Below are 25,539 nucleotides of genomic sequence, written 5' to 3' on the forward strand. Positions count from 1 at the left end.
AACCCATAAAAAATTATACCATATTATGGTATAATTTTTTATGGGTTTTTTAAATATATAATAAAAATCATATCAAGTTTAAATAATATCTAACGATAATATAGATAAATGTAGAAAAATATCAAAAATAAGAAAATCGCAGGAGGTAACTATTGTGAAATGGTTTGAAAATTTAAAAACTATACAAAAATTAATATCTGCATTTGTTGTGGTATCGTTATTTATAGCATTAGTTGGATTTAATGGAATTACAGATATGAATGTAATTAACTCCAATGCTACGTCAATGCATAACTATAACTTTGAATCCATAAAGCAGCTAACTACTATAAGACAAAATATATCCGATATACGTTTTGATGTGTTAAAGATTGATTATCAAAGGAATATGAATAATCAAAATGATGGACTCGAAAAGGAAGTTAACCAATTATATAATGCCAACAACACTATTATATCAAATTATGAAAAATCAATATTATCGAATGAGGAAAAACCAGCCTTTACACAGTTAAAAAGTGAATTAGAAATATATAAAGAAACATATGAATTAGTAATAAAATTTTCAAATGAAAATAATTATACTGATGCTGACGCCAATTATTCAAAATTAGCATCAATAAGGAAAAATATATATGATGCTTTAGGTAATTTAATAAAGATAAATACAAATCAGGCTGATAACGCTTATAAGGAAAATAACTTAACGTATAAAACTTCCTTTTATAAAGTAATTATAGTAACTCTTTTAGGTTTGTTTATTGCAATTACATTAGGAATTTTAATATCAAGATGGATTTCAAAACAGCTTAATAAAGTTTTGAAATCTGCTGAAGCAATTGGAAATGGAGATTTAACTCAATCAATAGACATTGACACAAAGGATGAAATAGGAAATCTTGCTAAAGCGCTAAATCAAGGCAGCAAAAATGTAAGAAAGCTAATAACTGAGATAATGACTAGTGCCAGTGATATAAGTGCAACCAGTGAGGAATTATCAGCTACTGCTGAAGAAGTCTCATCTAAAATGGAAGTAGTAAATGCATCAACAGAACAAATATCTAAGGGTATCCAAGATCTAAGTGCCACTACTGAAGAAGTAGGTGCATCAACAGAGGAAATAAGTTCAAATACAAATGAACTTTCCCAAAGGGCAAATGATGCAGATACATCTGTAAGCGAGATAAAAAAACGTGCGTTTGATATAAAAGAAAAAGCATCAAAAAATATAGAAGAAGGTAACTTAATATACAATGAAAAGCAATCTAATATCTTAAAAGCTATCGAAGAGGCTAAAGTCGTACAGGAAGTTAAAATCATGGCGGACTCTATTGGAAATATTGCAGAGCAGACAAATTTATTAGCTTTAAATGCAGCAATAGAGGCGGCAAGGGCTGGTGAACAAGGTAAAGGATTTTCAGTAGTTGCTGATGAAGTAAGAAATCTTGCAGAGCAATCTTCACAGGCAGTTTTGAACATCCAGAGCATGGTTGAGCAAGTAGACGATGCATTTGTTAAACTTTCGCAAAGCGGACAAGAAGTACTTGAATATATGTCGAAAAATGTAAAACCAAGTTATGAACTTCTTATGAGTACAGGTATTCAATATGGAAAAGATGCCAAATTTGTTAATGATATTATAAATGAGATTTCATCTTCCTCAAAACAAATGAACGAAGTGGTTGAGCAAGTAAGTACTGCTATGCAAAACGTATCCGCAACAGCAGAAGAATCGGCATCAAGTTCTGAAGAGATATTAGGTAGTGTTAATGAAATAACCTTAGCTATTAATGATGTTGCAAAATCTGCACAAAGTCAGGCTGAACTTGCACAAAAACTAACTGATATGGTACAGAAGTTTAAGGTGTGAAGTCAATAAAGTTAAACTTGCACTAGAGTAGTATATTTAAAGAAAATCCGTGAATGAAATGCATGTGGTGCTGTGTTTCATTTACGGATTTTTTTATGACACAGGGATGTTATCCGTTTGATTACTATCTTTTAAGTTACTATATTACATCAAAGTGCATACTACATTTATACATATAAATGAAATATAATATCTATATGTACTTTTCAAAGTAATTAGATTACCAGAAGAATTTGGAAATGTAATGTTAAGTAAATATTAGTAAGGGAGAATGATTGTTATGGTGAAAAATTTTTCGGAAACTTTATTAAACGATGGGCTTAAAATACCGTCTATTGGTTTTGGAAGCTATAGTTTAAATGGTGCGGAAGGCGTACAAGTCATAAAAAATGCAATTGATGCAGGCTATCGATTGATTGATACTGCATTTAATTATGAAAATGAAGGCGCTGTAGGTGAAGCTGTTAGGCAAAGCTCAGTGCCAAGAGAACAGCTTATTATTACTTCCAAGCTACCAGGACGTCATCATGCTTATGCTGAAGCATTTAAAACAATTCAAGAGTCACTATATAGAGGTGGATTAGATTATTATGATATATATCTTATTCATTGGCCAAATCCTAGAGTAAATCTATATGTTGAGGCATGGCAGGCTTTAATAGAAGCTAAAAAACAAGGATTAATAAGATCTATAGGTGTATGTAATTTTTTGCCTGAACATATTGAACGATTGAAAGATGAAACAGGTGTGACACCTAGTATTAATCAAATTGAACTGCATCCTTATTTTAATCAAGAAGAGCAACGTATTTGGCATAAAACACACGGTATTGTAACTGAATCTTGGAGTCCACTAGGAAATGGAGGCACTTTTTTAACAAATGAAAAAATTCAACAAATAGCAAAAACACATGAAAAATCTGTTTCACAAATAATTTTACGATGGCATATACAACTTGGGGCTATTCCCATTCCTAAAGCTGCATCTATAAAACATCAGTGTGATAATTTAGATATATTTGATTTTGAATTATCAGAGGAGGAAATGAAAGTTATTTCTAAACTAACTATTGAAAATGGTCGAATAAACAATCAAGATCCTAAGGTATATGAAGAATTTTGAAATGTATTACTTCTATAATTAAGTTACAATAGACTCAATATGAAAAGGAGATGACATACTAAAAAATTAGTATGTCATCTCCTTTTCAAGGTTTTTTTGTATTAGAAACGGAAATCACGTTTTCCATCTTTCATTTCTTTCAAATGTGTTTTAACTACTTCACGAACCCTTTCGCTTGGAATTTTTTCAATCTCTTTAGCAATTAAAAGCTCACCCTTTTTAATTGTATCTTCAGAAGCATAATCTTCTAGATATTCTTTTAAGGTCATTAGAGCGTTTGGTTGACAGCAGTTTGCGATTTGACCAGCTTTTACTAAACTCATAAAACGATCACCGGTACGGCCTTCACGGTAGCAAGCTGTGCAAAAACTTGGAATATAACCTAATTCCATGAGCCAATTAACAATTTCATCTAAGGTTCTGTTGTCATTTACTTCAAATTGTGCAGAATTATCTTCTTCGTCTTCTTTTTCAGAATATCCACCAACACTAGTACAAGAAGCACCACTTACTTGAGAAACACCAAGTTCTAAAACACGCTCACGTGTAGATTGAGATTCTCTAGTAGAAATAATCATACCAGTGTATGGTACAGCAATTCTAAGTACTGCAACGATTTTTGCAAAAACATCATCAGAAATGGCGTTTGAAAAAGTTTCAGGATCAATATCGTCTGCTGGACGAATTCTAGGCACACTTATTGTATGTGGACCAACACCTTTTGCAGCTTCCAAATGTTCTGCATGCATTAAGAGTCCAACAAAATCATAACGATATAAGTTTAATCCAAATAAAACACCAATACCAACGTCATCTATTCCACCATCCATGGCTCTGTCCATAGCTTCTGTGTGATAAGCATAATCATGTTTAGGTCCTGTTGGGTGAAGTTCTTCATAATTTTTTTTGTTGTAAGTTTCTTGGAATAAAATATAAGTACCAATTCCAGCGTCCTTCAATTTTTTATAATTTTCAACTGTTGTTGCAGCAATATTTACATTAACACGTCTAATAGATCCATTTTTATGTTTAATGCTGTATATTGTTTTAATACTTTCAAGTACATATTCAATTGGGTTATTTACTGGATCTTCACCAGTTTCAAGTGCTAGACGTTTATGTCCCATATCTTGAAGTGCAATAACCTCACGTTTAATATCCTCTTGAGATAATTTTTTACGACTAATATGTTTATTTTTATAATGGTATGGACAATAAACGCAACCATTTACACAATAATTTGAAAGATATAATGGAGCAAACATTACAATTCTATTTCCGTAAAAATTTTGTTTTATCTTTTTTGATAGTTTAAAAATTTTCTCGTTTTCATCTTCTAAATCACATTCAAGCAAAACAGCAGCTTCTTTATGAGTTAAGCCTTTGCAATCTTTTGCACGTTCTATTAGGCTTTCAATTAGTTCTCGATTACTTTTATTTTCCTTTGCATAAGCAAGAGTTTCAAGAATTTCTTCATCATTTATAAATTCAGTAGCATTTTTTGATTTGACATTATACATAAATTTCACACCTCATCTTTATATTTTTCAGATACTTTTGAGTAAATTGTTTTGGTGTTAACATTTGGTAGCATTCCAAGTTTTCCAGATAGTGCACTGATAACATCCATTGGGGCATCTACAATAATACTAATTACCCAAACATGTCGTTTAGGGTAAGGAAGTCCCATCCTTCCAATAATAAAATCTCCATAAGTATGGAGGATGGCATTAAGCTTATCTGTAACATCTCTGTTTTCAATAATAATACCAATTTGTGCAATCCTTGTTTCCATTATTATAAAATCCTCCCATAAAAAAATCTTGTGTCTTTTAGGCACAAGATTAATAAAGCACAATTAAGAGAACATAATAAAAAGTTATGTAGCTCAAAATAGTTCAACTATAATCTCGCCTTCTCATTAGGGAATAACCCTCATGAATTCAGTACGATAATTTTTTAAATTTAAATTAGGTTATCTGAAAGATAAACAAAGTTTAATCTCAAACAGAACACCAAAACATCATATATACTTTATCATTTTATTAAGTAAAGATGCAAGAACTTTTTGATAAAGTATTGAAATATTATACCAAATAAGATATAATCAAACGTGTTTCAAACGTGTTTTAAAATGAGGTGGCAAAGTGGATAAATCTAATAATACCAAAAATCAATTAATAGAAGCAGTAATAGAATTATTGCAAGAGTGTAACGATGTTTCAGAAATAACATCAAGAAAGATAACAGAAAGAGCAAAGACAAATTTATCAACAATAAATTATCATTTTACTTCTAAAGATGAATTAATAAACATTGGAGTAAACAGGTTAATAAGAGAGGCTGCTGATACCTATTTTAAGGATATGGAAGTTAGTGAGAAATCGCCGAAAGATAAACTTAGATATTTTTTAGTCCGTATTAGTGATATGATCGTTGATTATAAAAAATATACAAAGCAAATGATGCCTTATCTATTATTAAAGGGAGAATTTACTCAAGTTATTGAAATACTTCCATTAGTTAAAGAATGCTTTCAAGGAAGTAAAACTGATGAAGAGTGTAAAATTATTTCCTATCAACTAATTTCATTTATGCAATTAGTATTATATAGAGCAGATGAATTTAAAAAGCTTAGTAAAATTAATATTATGAATAAACAAGAAAGAGATAAACTTATTGATATTCAACTGAATTTATTTATTAAATAAAGAGTTTGGAGGGTAAAAATAATGAGTCAAGCATTTAATTTATCTGAATATATGAGCAATGGTATTGAAAATATAGTAAAAGACGTTTTAAAAGCATCTACAAAGAATCTAAAAGAAGCAACATTTGTAATAAAATACATGTTAGCATTAAAGGGTGCGAAAAATAAAAGGAATATGTTAGAAAGTAAAGGTGAGCATATACCACCATTTTTAATGGCAAGCATTTCAACTAATTGTAATTTATATTGTAAGGGTTGTTATGCAAGGGCAAACAAATCCTGTGGAAATAACTTAAAAACTAGTGAGATATCAGAAGAAAGATGGGGAGATATATTTAATGAAGCAAAGGAGCTTGGAATTTCGTTTGTATTGTTATTAGGAGGAGAACCGTTAATGAGAAAAGGTGTTATTGAAAAAGCTTCTTCTGTTAAAGAAATAGTTTTTCCAATATTCACAAATGGAACTATGTTTGATGAAAGTTATATAAAATTATTTGATAAAAATAGAAACCTTGTGCCAATGCTAAGTATTGAAGGTAATAAGGATCAAACTGATGGCAGGAGGGGAATAGGAACTTATAATTCAATAATGATTACAATGTCTAATATAAATAAAAAAGGAATTTTATTTGGATGTTCTGTAACTGTAACAACTCAAAATATAACAACTGTTACAAGTAAAGAATTTGTACAGGATATTTATAGTAAAGGAACAAGAATATTAGTATTTGTGGAGTATGTTGCAATAATTAAAGCCACTAAAAATCTTGCACCTACAGATAAAGAACGGTTAATATTAGAACAAAAGATAGAAGAATTAAAAAAAGTATTTGAAAATGTGGTGTTTTTATCATTCCCTGGTGATGAGAAATATGCAGGTGGATGTTTAGCTGCAGGAAGAGGCTTTTTTCATATAAATGCTAGTGGAGATGCAGAACCGTGCCCATTTTCACCATATTCTGATATTAATTTAAAAGAATGCAGTTTGGAAAAAGCTTTAAAATCACCATTATTTAGAAAGCTTAAAGATAATGAAATGTTACTAGGAGAGCATGATGGTGGATGTTTATTATTTGAGAAGGAAGAACATGTTAAAAAGATATTAGAAATTTAAAGTAACAGGTATGTTATAAATATAGCTAGTAAAATCAAGTGAATTTTACTAGCTATATTTATCTGACAATCAATTTAATATAACGTTAGCCCTGTCAATAGCATCCTCCACAGAAGGACAAAAATTAGCTTCTCCAATCATCTCTACAAAGCCATATTTTGTAAGCATATCTAATGGTTGTTGTTGAATTTTAAGTATTATTAATTTTGTATGATGTTTTTTACAGACGTTATGTAACATTTCAAAAGAGTGATATGCTGTAGCATCCATAAAAGGTACTTTACTCATCTTTATTATTAGTACTTTGGTAGGCACGCCCATTTCTCTTACTGCAGCTACAAATTTATTGGCAGCTCCAAAGAAAAATGGTCCGCTAATTTCATACATTGAAATATGATCTGGCATTTTTACGTTTTCTATAAATTCATTAGAATCTATATCTTCCTCATCGTCTAGGATATAGTTGATTTCTGTAATGTCGCTCATCTTTCTCATGAATAAGAAAGATGCAAGAACAACACCTACACTTATAGCTACAACTAAATCTAAAAAGATGGTCAAAACAAATGTAACTATAAATACTAAAGAATCACTCTTAGGGGCATTAAATATTCGTTTAAAAGCTTCCCAGTCTCCCATGTTATATGCAATCATTACTAAAACTGCGGCTAAAGAGGACATAGGTATAAGTTTAACATAAGGCATAAATAATAACATAATAATTAAAAGTACTAATGCATGAACCATACCAGCCACTGGGGTTCTGCCACCATTTTTAACATTTGCAGCAGTTCTTGCAATAGCTCCTGTAACGGGTATACCTCCAAAAGCTGCTGAAAAGATATTAGCAAAACCTTGAGCAATCAGCTCCATATTAGAACGATGATTACCACCAATCATTCCATCAGATACTACTGCTGATAACAATGATTCTACTGAACCAAGAATAGCAATTGTCAGTGCTGGAAGCATTAGTTCATTTACCATAGCAAAACTAACCTTTGGAAAGCTAGGATATGGCAGTGAAGAAGAAATATGCCCGAATTGATTGCCTATAGTTGGAATATCTAATTTAAAAATCATTGTAATTACAGTTACTATTATTATTGCTATAAAAGTTCCTGGTATTTTTTTATTTATCCGTGGCCACAATATGATTATTCCAAGTGTTAAAAGTGCTATAAACAAACTTTCAAAATTTATTGTATGAAAATTATTAAAATATGATATCAATTTTTCTAAAAACTGCGAGGGTACAGATTTGATCTTTAGACCAAAGAAATCTTTTACTTCCGTTGAAAAAAGAACTACGGCTATACCACTTGTAAATCCAGTGGTTATTGAAGACGGTATGTATTTTATTAGACTGCCAAATTTTAATAATCCCATTATAATAAGAAAAATTCCGGCCATTATAGTGGATATAAATAAACCTTCTATTCCGTACTTTTGTATTATTCCGTATACAATAACTACAAAAGCGGCTGTAGGACCACCAATTTGTACTTTGCTTCCACCAAGCAATGAAACGATAAATCCACCAACGATTGCAGTGTACAATCCTTTTTCAGGTGAAACTCCAGATGCGATAGCTAAAGCAATGGAAAGTGGCAGTGCAATAATTGCGACTATGATACCAGAAATAAAGTCCTTTATAAATTGTTCCTTAGTGTAATTTTTTAAACATGTAATAGATTTTGGAATTAACAAGTTATCACTCCTATAATGTTTTATATTTAGTTAGTATTCGAATGTTAAAATGTAGTGCATTTACAATCATACATTATTTTATACACATAAACAACAAAATTCGACTATTAAATGCAAAATTTGATTTGATAACTGATGGTATGATAAAATTATAAATAGGTAATGATTTAAATATTCCTTATTAGGAAAGGACACAGATATATGGATTTAAAAAATAAATTATTTGATATTCATGAATTTTATAACTTATCAAGGTACTTATTTTTAAATATAGAATGGGATTATAACAATTTTGTTAAGAAAACGGGAATTACTTTACCTCAACTAAGAGTTCTATGGATTATAAAAATTTTTGAGGGTATATCTCTTGGTGAAATTGCTAAAATAGGTTGTTGGTCGCCACCTACAGTAACAAAAATACTCAAACTTTTAATGGATAAAAATTTAGTTGTTCGTGAAGAAACTGAAAATAAAAAATTATATACTTTAAATCTCACTGGAGCTGGTCATAATTTAATCGAAGTAAATAAAATGAAAAAGCAGGACAAAGCTGCATTGATTCGGTTGCTTTCAGTTATTAATGATGAAGATTTGGATTTTATTATAGAAATTTTAAAATCAATAACTTTATATTCTAACAATGTATTTTTATTTGAATATATAAAAAAACTAAACGAATTGGGATTAAAAGTTGATTTTGATGACTTTAATTTTGAAGAAAAATATAAGCTTAAAAAACTTATTCTTTTTTATAATCTTTTAAGAACTTTTGTATTAAATCTTGCAAATAATCACAGAAATTTGCTTGTACCGCTTAAACTTACATATCCTCAACTTAGAATTTTATGGATAGTAGATGCTTTTCCTGGGGTTACTTCAGTAAAGCTCAGTAAGCTTGCATATTTAGCACCTTCTACAGCTAATATTGTTGTAAAAAAGCTTTATGAAAAAAATTTAATATATAAGGAAAAATCTAAATTAAAAAATTCACTTTTTTTATACATTTCACAGATTGGAGAAGAATTACTTATTAAAGAATTTGATGTGAATCAAAAAAGTTTTTTGATATACAAAGATCTTCAATTTATATCTACAGTTGAATTGCCTAGGTTAAATCAGATAATGTTAAAGTTGAACTTAACATTAAAAAATGATTTTGTTAAAGAATATATTGAAAAGACATTTGAAGTAATAAAAAAGAACTTAGTTAGTTGATAATTAAGGATAATAATATATTCGTCTCTTTAAAGCAACAATATAACGCAACAAATGTTGAAAATATTATTTACAAAGCATAAAATTGTGATATAATAACAATATAAACGTTTACATAAGGAGATGGGTTATATGAAAAAGATAAAATTTAAAGTTGCTGCATTAGCAATGCTAGTAGGTACTTTCTTTACCGTGGCTTTAATACCTACCCAAACTTTTGCAGCAACAAAAGCACACTTTAGTGACGGATTTGATTATGCTAATACACAAGCTTGGTCAAAATCAGATGGATGGTCCAATGGGGACATGTTTAATTGTACTTGGAGGGCTAGTAATGTTAATTTTAGCAATGGCGTTATGGATCTTAGTATTACTAAAGATACGCAAGGAGGATCTACTCCATATGCTGGTGGAGAATATCGCTCAAATAATACTTACGGGTATGGACTCTATCAAGTAAGTATGAAACCAGCAAAAAACACTGGTGTGGATTCTTCGTTTTTTACCTATACAGGACCGTCAGATAATACTCCTTGGGATGAAATAGATATAGAGTTTTTAGGTAAGGACACTACAAAGGTACAATTCAATTATTATACAAATGGTGTAGGCAATCATGAGTACCTTTACAATTTAGGCTTTGATGCTTCACAAAGCTATCATACCTATGCTTATGACTGGGAGCCAACTTATATTGCATGGAAGGTAGATGGAAAGGAAGTGTACAGGGCAACCAATAATATACCATCACATCCTGGTAAAATTATGATGAATTTATGGCCTGGAATAGGTGTAGACTCTTGGTTAGGTTCTTATAATGGTGTAACACCAATTAACGCGTATTACGATTGGGTATCTTACGATCAACAGTAACAAATTTCATAACTTTAAGAAAGCTGCATAAGCAATAACTAGGAAGGAGCTAAAGAGAGATGGCTTTTTCCTAGTTTATTTTTAATGGTTAGGCGTAAAGGACTTATATAAGACATTATGTCGAAAAAAAGGTTAAAGTTGGGCTTGAAATGTATACTTAAAAGGTATACTATAAATGTATACGGTTTCCGTATATATTTAAGCTATGGTATTGTAGATTTCGCATAACGGCATTTATGAAACCGTGATAATTAAGATGGAGGTGTATTTATGTTTTTTAAAACTACAGAGCAGCATGAAAATTTGAGAACAAAAATTAGAGAGTTTTCTGAAGAGGAAGTTAAGCCTATTGCATTTATGTTGGATCAGGAAAACAAATTCCCTTCAGAAGCAATTAAGAAATTGGCTGATATGGGTATTATGGGAATACCGTATCCAAAAGAGTATGGTGGAGCAGGTCTAGACGTAATCAGCTATGCAATTGCCGTTGAAGAATTGTCAAGAGTTGATGGTGGGACAGGCGTAATTCTCTCAGCGCATACTTCTTTGGGGACATACCCAATTGCTGCCTATGGAACAGAGGAGCAAAAACAAAAATATTTGATTCCACTGGCAAAGGGAGAGAAACTTGGAGCCTTCGGTCTTACTGAAGAAAATGCAGGTAGTGATGCCAGTGGTACAGAGACAACTGCAGTACTTGAAGGTGATCATTACATCTTAAATGGTGAAAAAATATTTATTACTAATGCTGGTAAGGCTGATATTTACGTTGTTTTTGCAGTAACTACACCAGATATAGGTACTCATGGAATCAGTGCATTTATTGTGGAGAAGGGCATGGAAGGTTTTAGCTTCAGCGACCATTATGACAAGATGGGTATTAGGTCATCTGCCACTGCACAGCTCATTTTTAACGACGTAAAAGTTCCTAAGGAAAACCTATTAGGTAAAGAAGGCGATGGTTTCAAGATTGCTATGGCAACTTTGGATGGTGGCCGTATTGGTATTGCAGCGCAGGCACTTGGAATTGCTCAGGGTGCTTATGAACATGCTCTAGAGTACTCAAAAGAAAGAGTTCAATTTGGGAAGCCTATATGCCAGCAACAGATTATAGCCTTTAAGTTAGCTGATATGGCAACAAAACTTAGAGCAGCTAGACTACTTATTTATAGTGCAGCAGAGCTTAAGGAAAATCATGAGCACTACAATATGGAAGCTGCTATGGCAAAACAATATGCTTCAGATGTTTGTCTTGAAATTGTAAATGATGCGCTTCAAATATTTGGAGGAAATGGATATTTGAAAGGTATGGAAGTTGAGCGTGCTTACAGGGATGCTAAGATTTGTACAATATATGAAGGAACTAATGAAATTCAACGTATAGTTATTGCAGCAAACATCATAGGTAAGATGCCAAAAACTGAACATGTAGGTAAAGCTTTAGGGCATGGACCAGCAACAGGTTATCGTAAAAAAGTGATCTTTAACAAAGGAACTGATGAGGAAAAAGTGAATGAACTTGTAAAAGCTCTTGAAGCAGATGGATATGATTTTAAAGTTGGAATCCCTTTGGACACTCCTATTACTAAAGCTGAAAGAGTAGTTAGCGTAGGTCAAGGCATAGGAAAAAAAGAAAATATGAAGCTTATAGAAGACTTAGCAGTTCAAGCTGGTGCAGCTATAGGGTCTTCAAGGCCTGTGGCTGAAACTCTAAAATACGTACCGCTAAATCGTTATGTAGGCATGTCTGGTCAAAAATTCAAGGGTAACCTATATATTGCCTGTGGTATTTCGGGTGCAGGGCAGCATTTGAAAGGTATAAAGGATGCTACTACAATTGTTGCTATAAATATCGATCCTAATGCAAAAATTTTTAAGAATGCAGATTACGGTATTGTTGGAGATTTAATGGAAATTTTACCATTACTTACTTCCGCGTTAGATAACGGAGAACCAAAGAAGGAAGCTCCACCAATGAAAAAAATGAAGAGAGCTGCTCAAAAGAAGGTTACTCCAACTTGGAAACATTATGTATGTAATGGATGTGGTTATGAATATGATCCTGGTATAGGTGATCCAGAAGGCGAAGTACTTCCGGGAACTTTATTTGAAAATATACCTGAAGAGTGGACTTGTCCTTCTTGTGGTGAAGAAAAAGATATGTTTATAGAAGTCTAATTACTATAAAAATAATAATATGTTTTTAATGTAAAGAGGGGGATTATAACTATGTATTGTGTTAGAAAAGTAACTGAGGATCTTTATTGGGTTGGTGGAAATGACCGACGACTTGCTTTGTTTGAAAACATTCATCCCATCATGCAAGGTGTTTCTTATAATTCTTATCTACTTTTAGATGAGAAGACGGTACTCTTTGATACAGTGGATTGGTCAATTTGTAGACAGTTCCTTGAAAATATTCAAGAGGTTTTAGGAGGCAGAACTTTAGATTATATGGTAATTAATCATATGGAGCCTGATCATGGAGCTTGTATTGAAGAAATTATTCTTCGATATCCAAATGTAAAAATCATATGTACTAGTAAAGCTTCTATGTTTATGTATCAGTTTGGTTTTCGCATTGATGGAAAAGTAACAGAAGTTAAAGAAGGCGACACTCTATCCTTTGGAAAACATAACGTTGTATTTGTATCTGCACCAATGGTACATTGGCCAGAGGCTATGGTCACATATGACACCACTAATGGTGTACTATTTTCAGCTGATGCATTTGGTTCTTTCGGAGCTTTGAATGGTAAATTGTTTAATGATGAAATGAATTTTGATCGTGATTGGATTGATGAAGCTAGAAGATACTATACAAATATTGTAGGCAAGTATGGTCCTCATGTCCAGGCTCTATTGAAGAAGGCAAGTAGTATAGACATCAAACTTATCTGTCCACTACATGGACCTGTATGGCGTAATGATTTCGGATATTTATTAGACAAGTATGACAAGTGGAGTCGATATGAACCTGAAGAAAATGGAGTAATGATTGTTTATGGAACAATGTATGGTAATACGGAGGCTGCTGCAAACAATTTGGCAACTAAGTTAGTGGAAAAAGGAATTACAAATGTTGTTATGTATGATGTTTCAAAAACTCATGTGTCTTATTTGATTTCTGAGACATTTAAATATAGTCATGTGGTTCTTGCATCTGTAACATATAACTTAAAAATTTATCCACCAATGCTAAATTATATAATGGATATGAAGGCATTAAATCTTCAAAAACGTACTTTTGCGCTTATAGAGAATGGATCTTGGGCTCCTCAAGCTGATAAATTGATGCGTGAACTTTTAAATGAAATGAAAGAAATGACTATTTTAGACAATGGCATGACAGTTAACTCTGCCATGAAAGAGGATGATAAAGATTCTATAGATGCCATTGCTGACAGTATTATTGAATCAATGAAGTAATTTTAGAAAAACATAAATCAGGGATCGGTTCATAGATAAATTTTGTGAGCTGATCTTTTTTTGTTGTACATATAAAGTAAAATAAGAATAATTTGACAAAAGAACGTATGTTTGATATTGTTTTTATAAAGGTAATTGAATAATAGGGATGGTGAATATTATAGTGGACACAGAGATAAAACATAAAAAAATCATAGAAATTGTTAAAAATAAATTAACTTGTTCAGCTCATAATTTAGATCATGTCTTTAGAGTGTATAACCTATGCTTACTAATTTCCAAATATGAGAAAGATGTTGATTTAGAGATATTGACGCCAGCAGCATTGTTACATGACATTGCAAGAGTGGAAGAAAGTGAAGATAATACAGGGGAAATTGATCATGCCGTTTTAGGTAGTGAAATTGCAGGTGAAATACTTAGAAAGTTAGAATATGAAGAAGAAAAAATTGAAAAAATAAAACACTGTATTATAGCGCATAGATTTAGAACTGGACATCAGCCAAATACAATAGAAGCAAAGATACTTTTTGATGCTGACAAACTTGATGTTATTGGAGCAAGTGGAATTGCTCGAACTTTTATGCTAGCAGGACAATTTGGGCAAAGATTAACAGTAAATGAATCACTTAATGACTATTTAGATAATAATACTGTTCAAAATGGAAGGCTTAAGGATGTTTCAAAACATACACCTTTTATTGAATATGAGGTAAAGTTTAAAAAAATTCCTGACAAATTATATACAGAAAAGGCAAGAGAAATCGGTAAAAAGCGAATTGAATTTATGAAAGAATATTTCGATAGATTAACATTAGAAATTAAAGGCATTGAGTAAAATTCATTGTATCATATTTACTTATTTAGTATAATAATGTAATACAAATCGTAATGGTAAAAGTTATTTACGTATGAATGGGGGATTACAAATTGAAATTTGCAATTTTTACAGATTTACATTATGATGCCATTCATGATGGGGATAGACGAATACGTGAATTTATTAAGTCAGTAAAAAAAGAGAAAGTAGATTTTGTTATTGAATTGGGAGATTTATGTTATCCAACAGATGGCAATAAGCATATAATCACTCAATTGAAAGAATTGGGTATTCCATGTTTCTTTAATGTGGGAAATCACAATTCAGATGGCTATCCAGTGGATATTGTGCTTAAATTTCTTGGCATGGAAAATAGTTATTTATTCATTTGTATTTGGAAATGTCAAATTTATCGTGCTTGATGGAAATTATATAAAAACTTCAAATGGAAGTGAGCCATATTGTAGACGTAACTATGATAAAACAATGAATGACTATCCGTATGTTCCACGGGAAGAAATAGTGTGGCTAAGAAATGAAATAAAGGACGAACAAATGTATTATGTAATTTTTTCACATCAAAGTCTTTCAAATGATTTTATGAAGAGAGGAATATTTAATCGTAAAGAAGTTAGAGCAATTCTGGAACAAAGAAATAGCAATGGAAAGAAAGTATTGTTTTGCATGAATGGTCATGATCATGGAGACGATGTGAAAATTATTAATGGAATTCATTATTATACATTAAATTCTATGTCTTATATTTGGCATGGAATAAAGGATACATTTAATTACAGCAATGAAATACATAAAAAATACCCTTATCTGAAGGATTTGATTCTTTATGAGGAGCCATTGCATGTTATAGTTAAAATTGATGAGAATATGAATGTTCAAATTGATGGTATGAAAGGGCATTATCAAAATGTAACTCCAAAAGATATTGGTATGGGTAACAGATGGAAGGGTGTTTCAATTGAACCCAAAACATCATCATTGTATATAGGAGTTGGTGACAAAAAACACCTATAATATTATATCAAATTATAGGCTTTCATTGCTTTTTCTATGCCATCTTCAAATATATTTGAGGTTATATAATCAGCTACTTTTTTTAAATTCTCAACGGCATTACCCATTGCTATGCCAGTATTTACTCTTTTTATCATCTCAATATCATTATAACCATCTCCAAAAGCATATGTGTTTTGGATAGGAATATTTAAATAATCAACAATATATTCAATGGCATCAGCTTTTCCAAAACTCTTAAGAGAAACATCTGCAGACAGATCATCATTATGGAAATTAAAAATTAAACTTTCTTTAAAATGTTCTATACATTTAGCTAAAACAGCTTCATTTTTATAAAAAATGTCTAATGAATTCACGATTATTTCATCTATACTCCAGTCCGCTATTAAGTAGGGTTCACCTTTGAATTGAGCGTTATATTTTTTTATTCTATCGCTGTCCATATTATGAGAATAACCTTTATAGCCATTGTTGAAACAACAAGACACACCAAATTTATCAAAAGAGTTTTTTAATAAAAGGAGCATGTCCTTAGAAATAAATTTTTCATAAATAGTTTTTCCTTGAAACATTATATGAGTCCCATTACAAGAGATGTAGCCATCAAACATATCTTGGCCAAATCTTTCAAGAATAAATCTTATTTGTCTGCCACTACAAATAAAAGCAAGATTCCCGGCTTCTCTAAATTTTTTAATAGACATTTTAGTGCTTTCAGGCATAATTAAATCAATTCCATTAAAGCCAATAAGTGTTCCGTCTATATCAAAAAAAGCTATTTTATTTTTCAAATTAACACTCCTAATCTATTTAATATTACACCGATTAAAGCAGCAAATATTAATATAACATTGGTAGATACACGTCTTGATATTGCTAGCAAAGTGCTTGCTAAGGCAATTACAATCATAACTATATTTATACCATTACTTCGAAACATTGTCGCTAAAACTATTACACTAAAGCTAGCTATGACAAGGACAACACCATCAAGCAAACCTTGTGTTGCAGGGTGATTTGCAATGCGGGTATAACAGCGTTGAACAATCAAAATTAATAGTGGTGGTAAAAGCAGTGCAATACATGAAAGTAATGCACCTTTTAATCCAGCAACTAAATAGCATAGACTAACAATCCAAAGTCCATTAGGACCAGGAGTAATTTGTCCGATTGACAGGGATTCAGTAAATTGTTTTCCAGTTGCCCAGCCGTTATGTATAAAATCAGTGTGCAAACTAGGTAAAGGCCCAAAGCCTCCTGTGGAGAACAAAATTGATTTAAGTACAACCCAAAAGAATACAATCCAATACATGCGCTAAACCTCCTGTTTTTTGGTGGATATATAGAAATAGGTAACTGCACCGCATAATCCACCTAAAAGATATAGCACAATTACAGGCGGATTAAGAAATATGTAAATAATTGCACTGCCTATCATTATCCCAACTGTTATAACAAAAGGTAATAGTCCACGTTTGTGATTCTTTACAAGGATAGGCTGTACATTTCGCCAATTAGTAGCTAAAGCAATGCCAAAAATAGCGGCAAATACTGTATGGAGTGCAGAATGAACAATTGACGATTTACTAATATTAATGTAAACGGAAGATATTATAACTGTAATGGTGGCACTAGGCAGAATAAGTCCAAGTAAGGAGACAAATATACCTAAGAAGCTGGCAAGTCTTTTCCCTATAAGTATGGTGTATGCAATAATGTTCATACCTGGTGTAATCTGACACATACCTATGATGCTAGCATACTCTTCAGAAGTTATCCATTTATATTTATAAATAAAATTTTCTTGAATAAGATATTGAGTAGTAGCACCACCACCAAATGATGTAAAGCCAATTTTTAACCACGTAAGGAATAACCGGGTAATTGTAAAATCATATAATTCAGCAGATGAGATTTGTTTAGTTGTTTTGAATTCATTTTGTTTAGCCATTAGTGTACTCCTTATATTACCATTTTTCAAAATGTGCGATTTCATCAAAGTTTTTTCGTGGACGTGCTTTTGGATTCTCATCAGTATATCCAAGTGTAATGATACTTACTACGTATTTATCAGATGGAATATTTAAAACTGGTCTTATGTCTTCTTGAGTAAACCAAGCAACCCAGCAAGTACCAAGACCTAATCTAGTTGCTTCAAGAACAAGATGTTCTATTCCAATAGATGTGTCTCTTATTATTTGTTTGATTTCTTGTTCTGGACTATATTCATTCACAACTATATCTACATTGCCATCAAATCTTGAACGTGCATCTGCAATACACACAATAAAAACCGGAGCTGAAAGCATCCATTTTTGATTGTGAGAAACAGTAGCCAACTTCTGCCTAGTTTCATCGCATTTTACAACAATGAAGTGCCAAGGTTGGGTGTTATCTCCAGATGGAGCGAGTCTAGCACTTTCAATAATATCTATGATTTTTTCATCTTCAACAGGCTTATTGTTGTATTTTCTTATACTTCTACGATTTTTAATTGCTTCATTCATAAAAAGAAATCCTCCTAAAGAAATTAAATTACATGCTGTTTATATTATATAGTTATATTGTTATGATTAAAAGTGTTTGTGGTCAATTTTAAGATTTATAGAAATGATTACAAATAAATTTAAAATATAAAATAATTAACTCATATTTTCTTTGAAATAGAACATACTAAATTTGTTTACAAAAATTTGTTTGTTTAAAAGGAGGTATGAGAAAATGTCAGATAGAGAACAACATTCAAATAACAACAGTTTACTTGGTTGGATAGGAAGGCTAGTGATCTTTGCAATTATTTTAGCAATAACTTCGTATTTGACACCAGGTTTTTCTATTAGGGGATTCTGGACATTTTTATTGGCAGCAGTAGTAATAACTGTTATAGATTATCTAGTTGAGTCATTAATGAAAGTAGATGCATCGCCTTTTGGAAAAGGCTTTAAAGGATTTGTAATTGCGGTTATAATAATATATTGTACACAATTTCTAGTTCCAAACATGCATGCGTCTATATTAGGCTCAATCATAGCAGCTTTAGTTATTGGAGTAATAGATGCAATAATGCCAAGTAGATCAATGTAGTTATATATTTAAATATGTTTAATGAATTATGAAAAAAGCTTAGGAAGTAAAATTCTTAAGTTTTTTTCATAAAATAAATTAAAAAAACATTTACATAAATTATATACTAATCTCCATAAAAAGGAATAAGAATTAAATAGGACAGATTTAGCATATTAAGGAGATTTTATGATAAAATATGGTTTTTATAAATTTAGAAATAACAAATTTTTAAAGTTCAAATTTAAAATTGTGGTGATTGGTATCATTGTAATAATAGGAATAATTGCAGTTTTTCCTCATTTTTTTAGAAATACCTATGTAGTGACTATTGCTAATAAAAGAATAATAAAAATGGATAATATTGATGAGTATGTAGTTTACACACAGATGGAAGACGGTAATGTTAAGGTATTTAGAGATGCTAATAGTTTCGTAGAACTTAAATTTAATTCTGAAGATGTATATTGGGCATTGAGAATTAATAGGAAATATGAAGTTACAGCATATGGTTTTGGAATACCATCAATATCATCTTATCAAAATATTATAAAAGTTAAGGGGTTAGATACAGACCAGAGAAATAAATAAAATTATTTTACATTTTTGTTGACAACAGATAAAATGTGATTTAATATGTAGTTAGGGAAAACCTAACAAACTAATGAGGTGATCTTTTGGAAATAAGTGATGAATTATATGAAACTTATAGTGAGTTAATAAAAATAAAAGGTGAATGTTCATGTAAGTTGATTGATGAGCTTAACATGTCAGAATTAACTCTCCGTCAAATTGAATATATAAAAAAATTTGACAGATGTGATTATGTTACTACAAGTGAATTAGCTAAAATTTTAGAGTTATCTAAACCATCTGTTACAGAAATGATAAAAAAATTTATAAAATTAGAATGTATCTATAAGCAAAAATGTAATGAAGATGGTAGAGTGTATTACTTACATTTAACAGAAAAAGGCAGATGTATTGCACGATTTGAAGAATTAACTGTTAGAAAGTTAGTAGATAGGATACTTGACAGTCTTGAAGAGGACGAGATTAAGACACTCATAAGCCTATTGTCTAAAATTAAATAAAAAAATAAAAACAAAATTTTTTAAAAATATAGTTAGGTTAACAAAAACTAACTATATTGAAATATTAATATGTTTTATATGTGAATTCAATTTATTAGGAGATGATTGTATGAATAAATTAAATATCAATAGAGAATTGTCATTGGTAGCTATACCGGATACAGTTTTGCTACCTGGAAAAAGTGTAACTATAAAAATAAGTAAAGAAATTGGAAACAGATTCTATAAAAAAATAGTACAAGACGATTTTTATGGAGTAGCATTGGCTCTTAAAGAAGGAGTTAGTGGAGACTTATATGGAGAAGATGACTTATATCATGTTGGAACATTAATAAAAATTGAAGATACAAAAATACTAAAAAATGATTATCAATTTGTTATAGATGTAATTGATAGAGTTGAGGCAAAAGAGTTTATTAAGGATGGTACAGATTACAAAATAAAGTATGATTTTATATCTGATATTATAGATTTGGACTCTAAAAATCAAAAGGAAATGATTAGCTACATTAAAACTTTAGTTTCTGAAATCAGCCAAAATTTTAGAGGAGCAGAGGTTTATGTTGAGTATGTAAATGGATTAGACGACATTAGTGATATAATTTCATATTTGTTTCCATTTATGAATCTATCTTTTAGGGAACGACAAGAATTTCTAGAAATTCGTTCATTAAGAAGAAAAAGCTTGAGATTTTTAGACATTTTAATAGAACAAAAGGAATCAATAAAATTCCAAATGGAAATGACAGCAAAATTCAATGAAAAAATTAATAAAAGTTATAGAGAAAATATATTAAGACAGCAGCTTAAATCTATACAAGAAGAATTAAATGAAGTAGAAGGTACTCCTTCAAAAAAGAAAAAAGACTACAGAGAACTAATTGAAGCAGCAAATATGCCTGAAGATGTTAAAGAAATTGCAATGGATGAAGTGAATAAATTAGAAAGACAAGGAGCAAATAGTTCAGAAGGAAATGTTATCGAAAACTATTTAAATCTGTTAACAAGTTTACCTTGGGGAAAAAGTGAAATTAGAGATATAGACATAAAAGCTGCAAGAAAAATTTTAGATGATGAACATTATGGTCTTGAAAAAGTTAAAGATCGTATTATTCAACATTTAACAGTAATGAAATTAAAACAAAATAAGCAAGGTTCAATTTTGTTATTAGTAGGACCTCCAGGAACTGGTAAGACAAGCCTTGGTAAAAGTATTGCTAAAGCGCTTCAACGTAAATATGTTAGAATTAGTCTCGGCGGAGTTAGAGATGAAGCTGAAATTAGGGGGCATAGGAGAACTTATATTGGGGCACTTCCAGGAAGAATTATTCAAGGAATGAAACGAGCAGGGGAAAAAAATCCAGTATTTATTTTAGATGAAATTGATAAGCTAATAGAATCTGGAAATGGGGATCCAGCTAGTGCTTTACTAGAAGTTTTAGATCCTGAACAAAACAATACTTTCTCAGATCACTACTTAGAGGTTCCTTATGATTTATCTGATGTTTTATTTATTGCAACTGCGAATTCACTAAGAGATATTCCGGGACCATTAAGAGATCGTATGGAAATTATAGACATTAGCAGCTATACTACGTATGAAAAATTCCATATTACAAAAGAACATTTATTGCCTTTAGTTTTGGAAGAGCACGGATTAAATAGTAATCAACTTCAAATTCAAGATGAAGCTTTAAAAACAATAATTGAGAAGTATACTAGAGAAGCTGGTGTTAGAGGTGTTAAACGTAAATTGTCAGAAGTAGCAAGAGTAGCGGCTGAAAAAATTGTGCTTAATGAAGTAAAATTACCTTACGTTGTTAAAGAAGATATGTTAATTGACATTTTAGGAAATCAATTTATGGAGTATGATATGGCAGCTAAAAGTAATGCACCCGGAGTTGTTACAGGACTTGCATGGACACCTGTAGGTGGAGACATATTGTTTATTGAAGGCGCACTTATGCCAGGAAGTGGACAACTAATACTTACAGGGCAACTTGGGGATGTAATGAAGGAATCAGCTAGAATTTCTCAAAGTTTGATTCGTTCAAGGCTAGCTTTAAGCTTAAAAAACATTGAATTTAATAAAAATGACCTACACATTCACGTGCCAGCAGGTGCCATTCCAAAAGATGGTCCATCAGCAGGAGTAGCATTATTTACAACTATTGCTTCTTTAGTAACAGGACATAGAGTAGATCCTAAGATGGCGATGACTGGTGAAATTTCATTAAGAGGTGCAGTACTTCCTGTAGGTGGAATTAAAGAAAAAGTACTTGCAGCACATCGATCAGGAATAAAACGTATAATTTTACCTAAGGACAATGAAAGAGATTTAATGGATATTCCAAAGGATGTAAGAGACGAATTACAATTTATACTTGTTGAAACTGTTGAAGATGTTATAAAAGAAACAATTGGTATAGAATTACCAAAACCAGCTGTTTTAGATATGGTAACAAATGTTTCAAGTGGAGCTAGTGTATAAAGCTAACAAATGTTAAAAAAATTAGATTATGATTTATAATATTGTGCTTAATTATGAAAAAGAGATATAGGTGGAATTTGCCACCTATATCTTTTTAGTTTGCATTTATTACGAAAATAATCATGTATTACATTATATATGTGATATAATTACAATTAATTAAAGCATTTTTTGTAATTTAAGCATATGGAATGAGGATGTGTAAATGGATATTGTTGTTAGATTAGGCGAAGAAAATGATATTGATGAATTAGAAAAGCTGTATAATGATTTAAATGATTATTTAGCAAAAGGAGTAAACTATCCTGGATGGATAAAGGGTATATATCCTGTTAGGCAAAATGCAATTGACGGAGTTAAACATGGTAATCTCCATGTAGCAACACATAATGGAAAAATTGTAGGTGCACTTATTTTAAATCATGAACCAGAGCCTGCATATTATAAAGCTAAATGGAAATTTGACTCTGATTATTCAGATGTTTTTGTTATATATACATTTGTAGTTCATCCAAATTTTTTGAAATGTGGCGTAGGCAAAACATTAATAGAATTTTCTTTTGAACATAGCATTAAGTCACATGCTAAATCAGTGAGACTTGATGTTTATGAAAAAAATATACCTGCAATTAAGCTTTATGAAAAATGTGGCTTTGAATATATTGATACAGTTGATTTGGGACTTGGAAATTACGGGCTGAATTGGTTTAAATTATATGAAAAAGTACTATGAAAATTCAAATAATATTGTTTTAAAGCATTAAAACTAGACAAAAGGAGGCCAATATATAGATGAGAAAAATAGGGATGATTGGTGGATTGGGTCCGGAATCAACTTTAGATTATTACAAATTAATTGTTGAAGGATATCGTAAAGCAGTAAATGATGGCAGCTATCCAGAAATAATAATTAATAGTATGAATATGAAGGAACTCTTAGATATGATGGATAATGGTGAATGGGATAACGTTGTAGCATGTTTAATTAATGGTATTGATGCATTATATAAAGCAGGTGCTGATTTCGCATTTATTTCATCAAATACACCACATATAGTTTTTGAAAGAATTAACAAAAAATCTCCTATTCCATTAATAAGTATAGTTGAGGAAACATGCAAAAGTGCTAATAAGTTAGGAATGAAAAAGATTGGTTTGCTTGGAACTAAATTTACAATGAAGAACAATTTTTTTCAAAAAGTGTTTGATAAAAGTAACATAACCATTGTTGTTCCAAAGGAAGAGGAACAGGAATATATTCACAATAAACTAATGACTGAAATTGAACTTGGGCAATTCCTTGATGAAACAAGAAATGAACTGCTAAACATAGTTAAAAGAATGCTGGATGAAGATTCAATAGAAGGAGTAATTCTTGGCTGCACAGAGTTGCCATTAATTCTCACAAAGGATGAATTTAGTATCCCTTTTCTTAATACTACAAAAATCCATGTTGAAAGTATTATTGAAAATTATTTGAAGCTGTAATAAATTTATGATTTAGTGATGGAGAATAAACATGAGTGATAAAGTTGATTTTAAAATAGTAGAAGGCGATAATATTAAAATACCAAAACATATCGCTATAATTTGTGACGGAAATGGTAGATGGGCTAAAAGGAGAGGCTTTCCTAGAACTTTTGGACATAAGGCGGGTACAAGGCCAATAGAAGATATAACTAAAAGCTGTTTGGAGTTAGGTGTTAAGGTACTAACTTTTTATGTTTTTTCAACTGAAAACTGGAATCGTGACAATGAAGAAGTAGATTTTCTAATGAAACTTTTCACTCGATTTTTTGTAAAATTACGGAATAAGGCTGGAAAAAATATAAAAGTAAAACATATAGGCACTACAGATAATCTTTCTCATAAATTGATAGATGAAATTAAGAAAACCGAGAGATTAACTGAAAATAATTCTGATATGGTATTAAACATTGCATTAAATTATGGCAGTCGTTATGAAATAATAAATGCTATAAAAAATATAATATGTGATAGAGATGCGGGAATTTTACATGAGAATAAAATAACAGAAGATTTGATAAGTAGCTATATGTTTACTAAAGGACTACCAGATGTTGATTTAATCATTAGGACAAGTGGGGAAATGAGAATAAGCAACTTTTTATTGTGGCAATCCGCAAATGCAAAGTTGTGGATTACTAAAGATTTTTGGCCTGATTTTAATTATGAACATTTGAAGGAGGCAATTAAATTCTATAGTACAAGTTGAGGAAGGGATAAAATATGATAAAAAAACTGAAGTATTAAAATTTTAGAGTATAGGCTTTTTATTCACTTTAACATATTAGAATTATCAATCCACATTGCAAAATAAGGATAAGTTTTACCCTGCTGTTTTAACATTAGTAAAAATGGTTTGTTAAATATAAGATGTTTTTTAGGATTCATATTTGGATTTCGGGCAGTGATCTTCACAGTAATTTCAGCTTCAGATTTCAATTTAGCGCCACTGTTATCAAGATTAAAATTTATATCTTGAACTGCCTTAGCAATTTCATACTGTTCAAAACCACTATTTAATAATCTCCTGTTTTCAAATTCAGAAAAATCCTTTTTAGCATATAAATCTATTACAGGAATTTGCAGTGTATCATCAATATTTAAACTTTGTTTTTGCGGAGCTTTAATTCTGCTATTTACATCGTTAATAGTATCGGATTGCTCCCCTTATTTTCAACAATTTCTTACGAATGCTAATTAATTCATAGATTTTCTTATAAACTCATTTGGACTCGTATAGTTTAAGCTTCCATGTATTCTTTCCTCATTATAGAATTTTATATATTCATCAATAAGCAAGTATCCATGAGTAAAATTTCTAATCTCATTCCAAGCTATACATTCTTTGGAGAGAAGTGAATGAAAAGACTCAATATGAGCATTATAGTTTGGTGAATTTGTTGGAATGAGCTCATGATAAATACTGTGTACCTTACAAAAGTGTTCGAATTTAACAGAAGTGAAT

General features: G+C 30.8%; 26 protein-coding genes. 18 read left to right on the forward strand and 8 right to left on the reverse strand.

The window, feature by feature from the left end; genetic code table 11:
- Nucleotides 1-154 precede the first annotated feature (154 nt).
- Both B8978_RS07820 and B8978_RS07825 read left to right on the forward strand, forming a co-directional pair.
- Nucleotides 155-1,870, forward strand: coding sequence for a methyl-accepting chemotaxis protein (locus tag B8978_RS07820; protein ID WP_084115072.1), 1,716 nt, complete (start codon nucleotides 155-157; stop codon nucleotides 1,868-1,870).
- Between the two features lie 280 nt (nucleotides 1,871-2,150).
- The gene (locus tag B8978_RS07825; RefSeq protein WP_084115073.1) at nucleotides 2,151-2,993 is read left to right on the forward strand and encodes an aldo/keto reductase; all 843 of its coding nucleotides are present in this window, start codon (nucleotides 2,151-2,153) and stop codon (nucleotides 2,991-2,993) included.
- A 101-nt stretch (nucleotides 2,994-3,094) separates the two neighbouring features.
- On the opposite strand, the gene hydG is transcribed toward B8978_RS07825, so the two are convergent.
- A complete protein-coding gene (hydG, locus tag B8978_RS07830) occupies nucleotides 3,095-4,513 on the reverse strand; it encodes a [FeFe] hydrogenase H-cluster radical SAM maturase HydG (RefSeq protein ID WP_084115074.1) in 1,419 nt (472 codons plus the stop codon).
- A gap of 5 nt (nucleotides 4,514-4,518) precedes the next feature.
- On the reverse strand, nucleotides 4,519-4,788 hold the full coding sequence (locus B8978_RS07835; RefSeq protein ID WP_084115075.1) for a TM1266 family iron-only hydrogenase system putative regulator: 270 nt from the start codon (nucleotides 4,786-4,788) through the stop codon (nucleotides 4,519-4,521).
- 352 nt (nucleotides 4,789-5,140) lie between these two features.
- On the opposite strand from B8978_RS07835, the gene B8978_RS07840 reads away from it, so the two are divergent.
- Together B8978_RS07840 and B8978_RS07845 are read left to right on the forward strand one after the other, a co-directional pair.
- On the forward strand, nucleotides 5,141-5,704 hold the full coding sequence (locus tag B8978_RS07840; protein WP_084115076.1) for a TetR/AcrR family transcriptional regulator: 564 nt from the start codon (nucleotides 5,141-5,143) through the stop codon (nucleotides 5,702-5,704).
- 21 nt (nucleotides 5,705-5,725) lie between these two features.
- Nucleotides 5,726-6,817, forward strand: a complete 1,092-nt coding sequence (locus B8978_RS07845; protein WP_084115077.1) for a radical SAM/SPASM domain-containing protein — start codon at nucleotides 5,726-5,728, stop codon at nucleotides 6,815-6,817.
- 69 nt (nucleotides 6,818-6,886) lie between these two features.
- On the opposite strand, the gene B8978_RS07850 is transcribed toward B8978_RS07845, so the two are convergent.
- The gene (locus tag B8978_RS07850; RefSeq protein ID WP_084115078.1) at nucleotides 6,887-8,527 is read right to left on the reverse strand and encodes a SulP family inorganic anion transporter; all 1,641 of its coding nucleotides are present in this window, start codon (nucleotides 8,525-8,527) and stop codon (nucleotides 6,887-6,889) included.
- A 201-nt stretch (nucleotides 8,528-8,728) separates the two neighbouring features.
- Between B8978_RS07850 and B8978_RS07855 the strand changes: the two genes are divergently transcribed.
- The 7 genes from B8978_RS07855 to B8978_RS07880 all read left to right on the forward strand — a co-directional run bounded on the left by B8978_RS07855 (nucleotide 8,729) and on the right by B8978_RS07880 (nucleotide 15,896).
- Nucleotides 8,729-9,742, forward strand: a complete 1,014-nt coding sequence (locus B8978_RS07855) for a MarR family transcriptional regulator (RefSeq protein WP_084115079.1) — start codon at nucleotides 8,729-8,731, stop codon at nucleotides 9,740-9,742.
- A gap of 132 nt (nucleotides 9,743-9,874) precedes the next feature.
- On the forward strand, nucleotides 9,875-10,615 hold the full coding sequence (gene bglS / locus B8978_RS07860; RefSeq protein ID WP_084115080.1) for a beta-glucanase: 741 nt from the start codon (nucleotides 9,875-9,877) through the stop codon (nucleotides 10,613-10,615).
- Nucleotides 10,616-10,885: 270 nt separating this feature from the next.
- Nucleotides 10,886-12,793, forward strand: a complete 1,908-nt coding sequence (locus B8978_RS07865; RefSeq protein WP_084115081.1) for an acyl-CoA dehydrogenase family protein — start codon at nucleotides 10,886-10,888, stop codon at nucleotides 12,791-12,793.
- Between the two features lie 51 nt (nucleotides 12,794-12,844).
- Nucleotides 12,845-14,044 (forward strand): FprA family A-type flavoprotein, encoded by a 1,200-nt coding sequence (locus tag B8978_RS07870; protein WP_084115082.1) that lies wholly within the window; start codon nucleotides 12,845-12,847, stop codon nucleotides 14,042-14,044.
- Nucleotides 14,045-14,192: 148 nt separating this feature from the next.
- Entirely contained in the window at nucleotides 14,193-14,882 is a 690-nt protein-coding gene (locus B8978_RS07875; RefSeq protein ID WP_423236709.1) for an HD domain-containing protein, read from the forward strand.
- A gap of 92 nt (nucleotides 14,883-14,974) precedes the next feature.
- Nucleotides 14,975-15,286 (forward strand): metallophosphoesterase family protein, encoded by a 312-nt coding sequence (locus tag B8978_RS19490; protein ID WP_242950510.1) that lies wholly within the window; start codon nucleotides 14,975-14,977, stop codon nucleotides 15,284-15,286.
- A complete protein-coding gene (locus tag B8978_RS07880) occupies nucleotides 15,225-15,896 on the forward strand; it encodes a metallophosphoesterase family protein (protein ID WP_139795998.1) in 672 nt (223 codons plus the stop codon). The genes B8978_RS19490 and B8978_RS07880 overlap by 62 nt, the downstream gene beginning before the upstream one ends.
- A gap of 2 nt (nucleotides 15,897-15,898) precedes the next feature.
- Here B8978_RS07880 and B8978_RS07885 read toward each other — a convergent pair whose 3' ends face one another.
- Genes B8978_RS07885 through B8978_RS07900 form a run of 4 tightly spaced genes read right to left on the reverse strand, consistent with a single transcriptional unit; the run spans nucleotide 15,899 to nucleotide 18,406 of the window.
- A complete protein-coding gene (locus B8978_RS07885) occupies nucleotides 15,899-16,690 on the reverse strand; it encodes a Cof-type HAD-IIB family hydrolase (protein ID WP_084115084.1) in 792 nt (263 codons plus the stop codon).
- Entirely contained in the window at nucleotides 16,687-17,211 is a 525-nt protein-coding gene (locus B8978_RS07890; RefSeq protein WP_084115085.1) for a chromate transporter, read from the reverse strand. The genes B8978_RS07885 and B8978_RS07890 overlap by 4 nt, the downstream gene beginning before the upstream one ends.
- 3 nt (nucleotides 17,212-17,214) lie before the next feature.
- Complete coding sequence (locus B8978_RS07895) at nucleotides 17,215-17,850, reverse strand: chromate transporter (protein WP_084115086.1); 636 nt, start codon at nucleotides 17,848-17,850, stop codon at nucleotides 17,215-17,217.
- 16 nt (nucleotides 17,851-17,866) lie between these two features.
- Complete coding sequence (locus B8978_RS07900; RefSeq protein WP_084115087.1) at nucleotides 17,867-18,406, reverse strand: nitroreductase family protein; 540 nt, start codon at nucleotides 18,404-18,406, stop codon at nucleotides 17,867-17,869.
- A 214-nt stretch (nucleotides 18,407-18,620) separates the two neighbouring features.
- On the opposite strand from B8978_RS07900, the gene B8978_RS07905 reads away from it, so the two are divergent.
- From B8978_RS07905 to uppS, 7 genes are all read left to right on the forward strand, one after another.
- The gene (locus B8978_RS07905) at nucleotides 18,621-18,983 is read left to right on the forward strand and encodes a phage holin family protein (protein ID WP_084115088.1); all 363 of its coding nucleotides are present in this window, start codon (nucleotides 18,621-18,623) and stop codon (nucleotides 18,981-18,983) included.
- A gap of 168 nt (nucleotides 18,984-19,151) precedes the next feature.
- Nucleotides 19,152-19,553: a DUF1523 domain-containing protein gene (locus tag B8978_RS07910; RefSeq protein WP_084115089.1), complete on the forward strand. Its 402-nt coding sequence runs from the start codon at nucleotides 19,152-19,154 to the stop codon at nucleotides 19,551-19,553.
- 86 nt (nucleotides 19,554-19,639) lie between these two features.
- Complete coding sequence (locus B8978_RS07915; RefSeq protein ID WP_084115090.1) at nucleotides 19,640-20,056, forward strand: MarR family winged helix-turn-helix transcriptional regulator; 417 nt, start codon at nucleotides 19,640-19,642, stop codon at nucleotides 20,054-20,056.
- Nucleotides 20,057-20,165: 109 nt separating this feature from the next.
- A complete protein-coding gene (gene lon / locus B8978_RS07920) occupies nucleotides 20,166-22,547 on the forward strand; it encodes an endopeptidase La (RefSeq protein WP_084115091.1) in 2,382 nt (793 codons plus the stop codon).
- 205 nt (nucleotides 22,548-22,752) lie between these two features.
- Nucleotides 22,753-23,280, forward strand: a complete 528-nt coding sequence (locus B8978_RS07925; protein ID WP_084115092.1) for a GNAT family N-acetyltransferase — start codon at nucleotides 22,753-22,755, stop codon at nucleotides 23,278-23,280.
- Between the two features lie 59 nt (nucleotides 23,281-23,339).
- Nucleotides 23,340-24,035, forward strand: a complete 696-nt coding sequence (locus tag B8978_RS07930) for an aspartate/glutamate racemase family protein (RefSeq protein WP_084115093.1) — start codon at nucleotides 23,340-23,342, stop codon at nucleotides 24,033-24,035.
- 31 nt (nucleotides 24,036-24,066) lie between these two features.
- Entirely contained in the window at nucleotides 24,067-24,783 is a 717-nt protein-coding gene (uppS, locus tag B8978_RS07935) for a polyprenyl diphosphate synthase (protein WP_084115094.1), read from the forward strand.
- Nucleotides 24,784-25,271: 488 nt separating this feature from the next.
- Here uppS and B8978_RS07940 read toward each other — a convergent pair.
- A partial coding sequence (locus B8978_RS07940; protein WP_139795999.1) for an integrase core domain-containing protein occupies nucleotides 25,272-25,539 on the reverse strand: 268 nt, incomplete at its 5' end.

Origin of the sequence: Clostridium acidisoli DSM 12555 (genome assembly GCF_900176305.1) — a bacterium.
Classification (GTDB): domain Bacteria; phylum Bacillota; class Clostridia; order Clostridiales; family Clostridiaceae; genus Clostridium_I; species Clostridium_I acidisoli.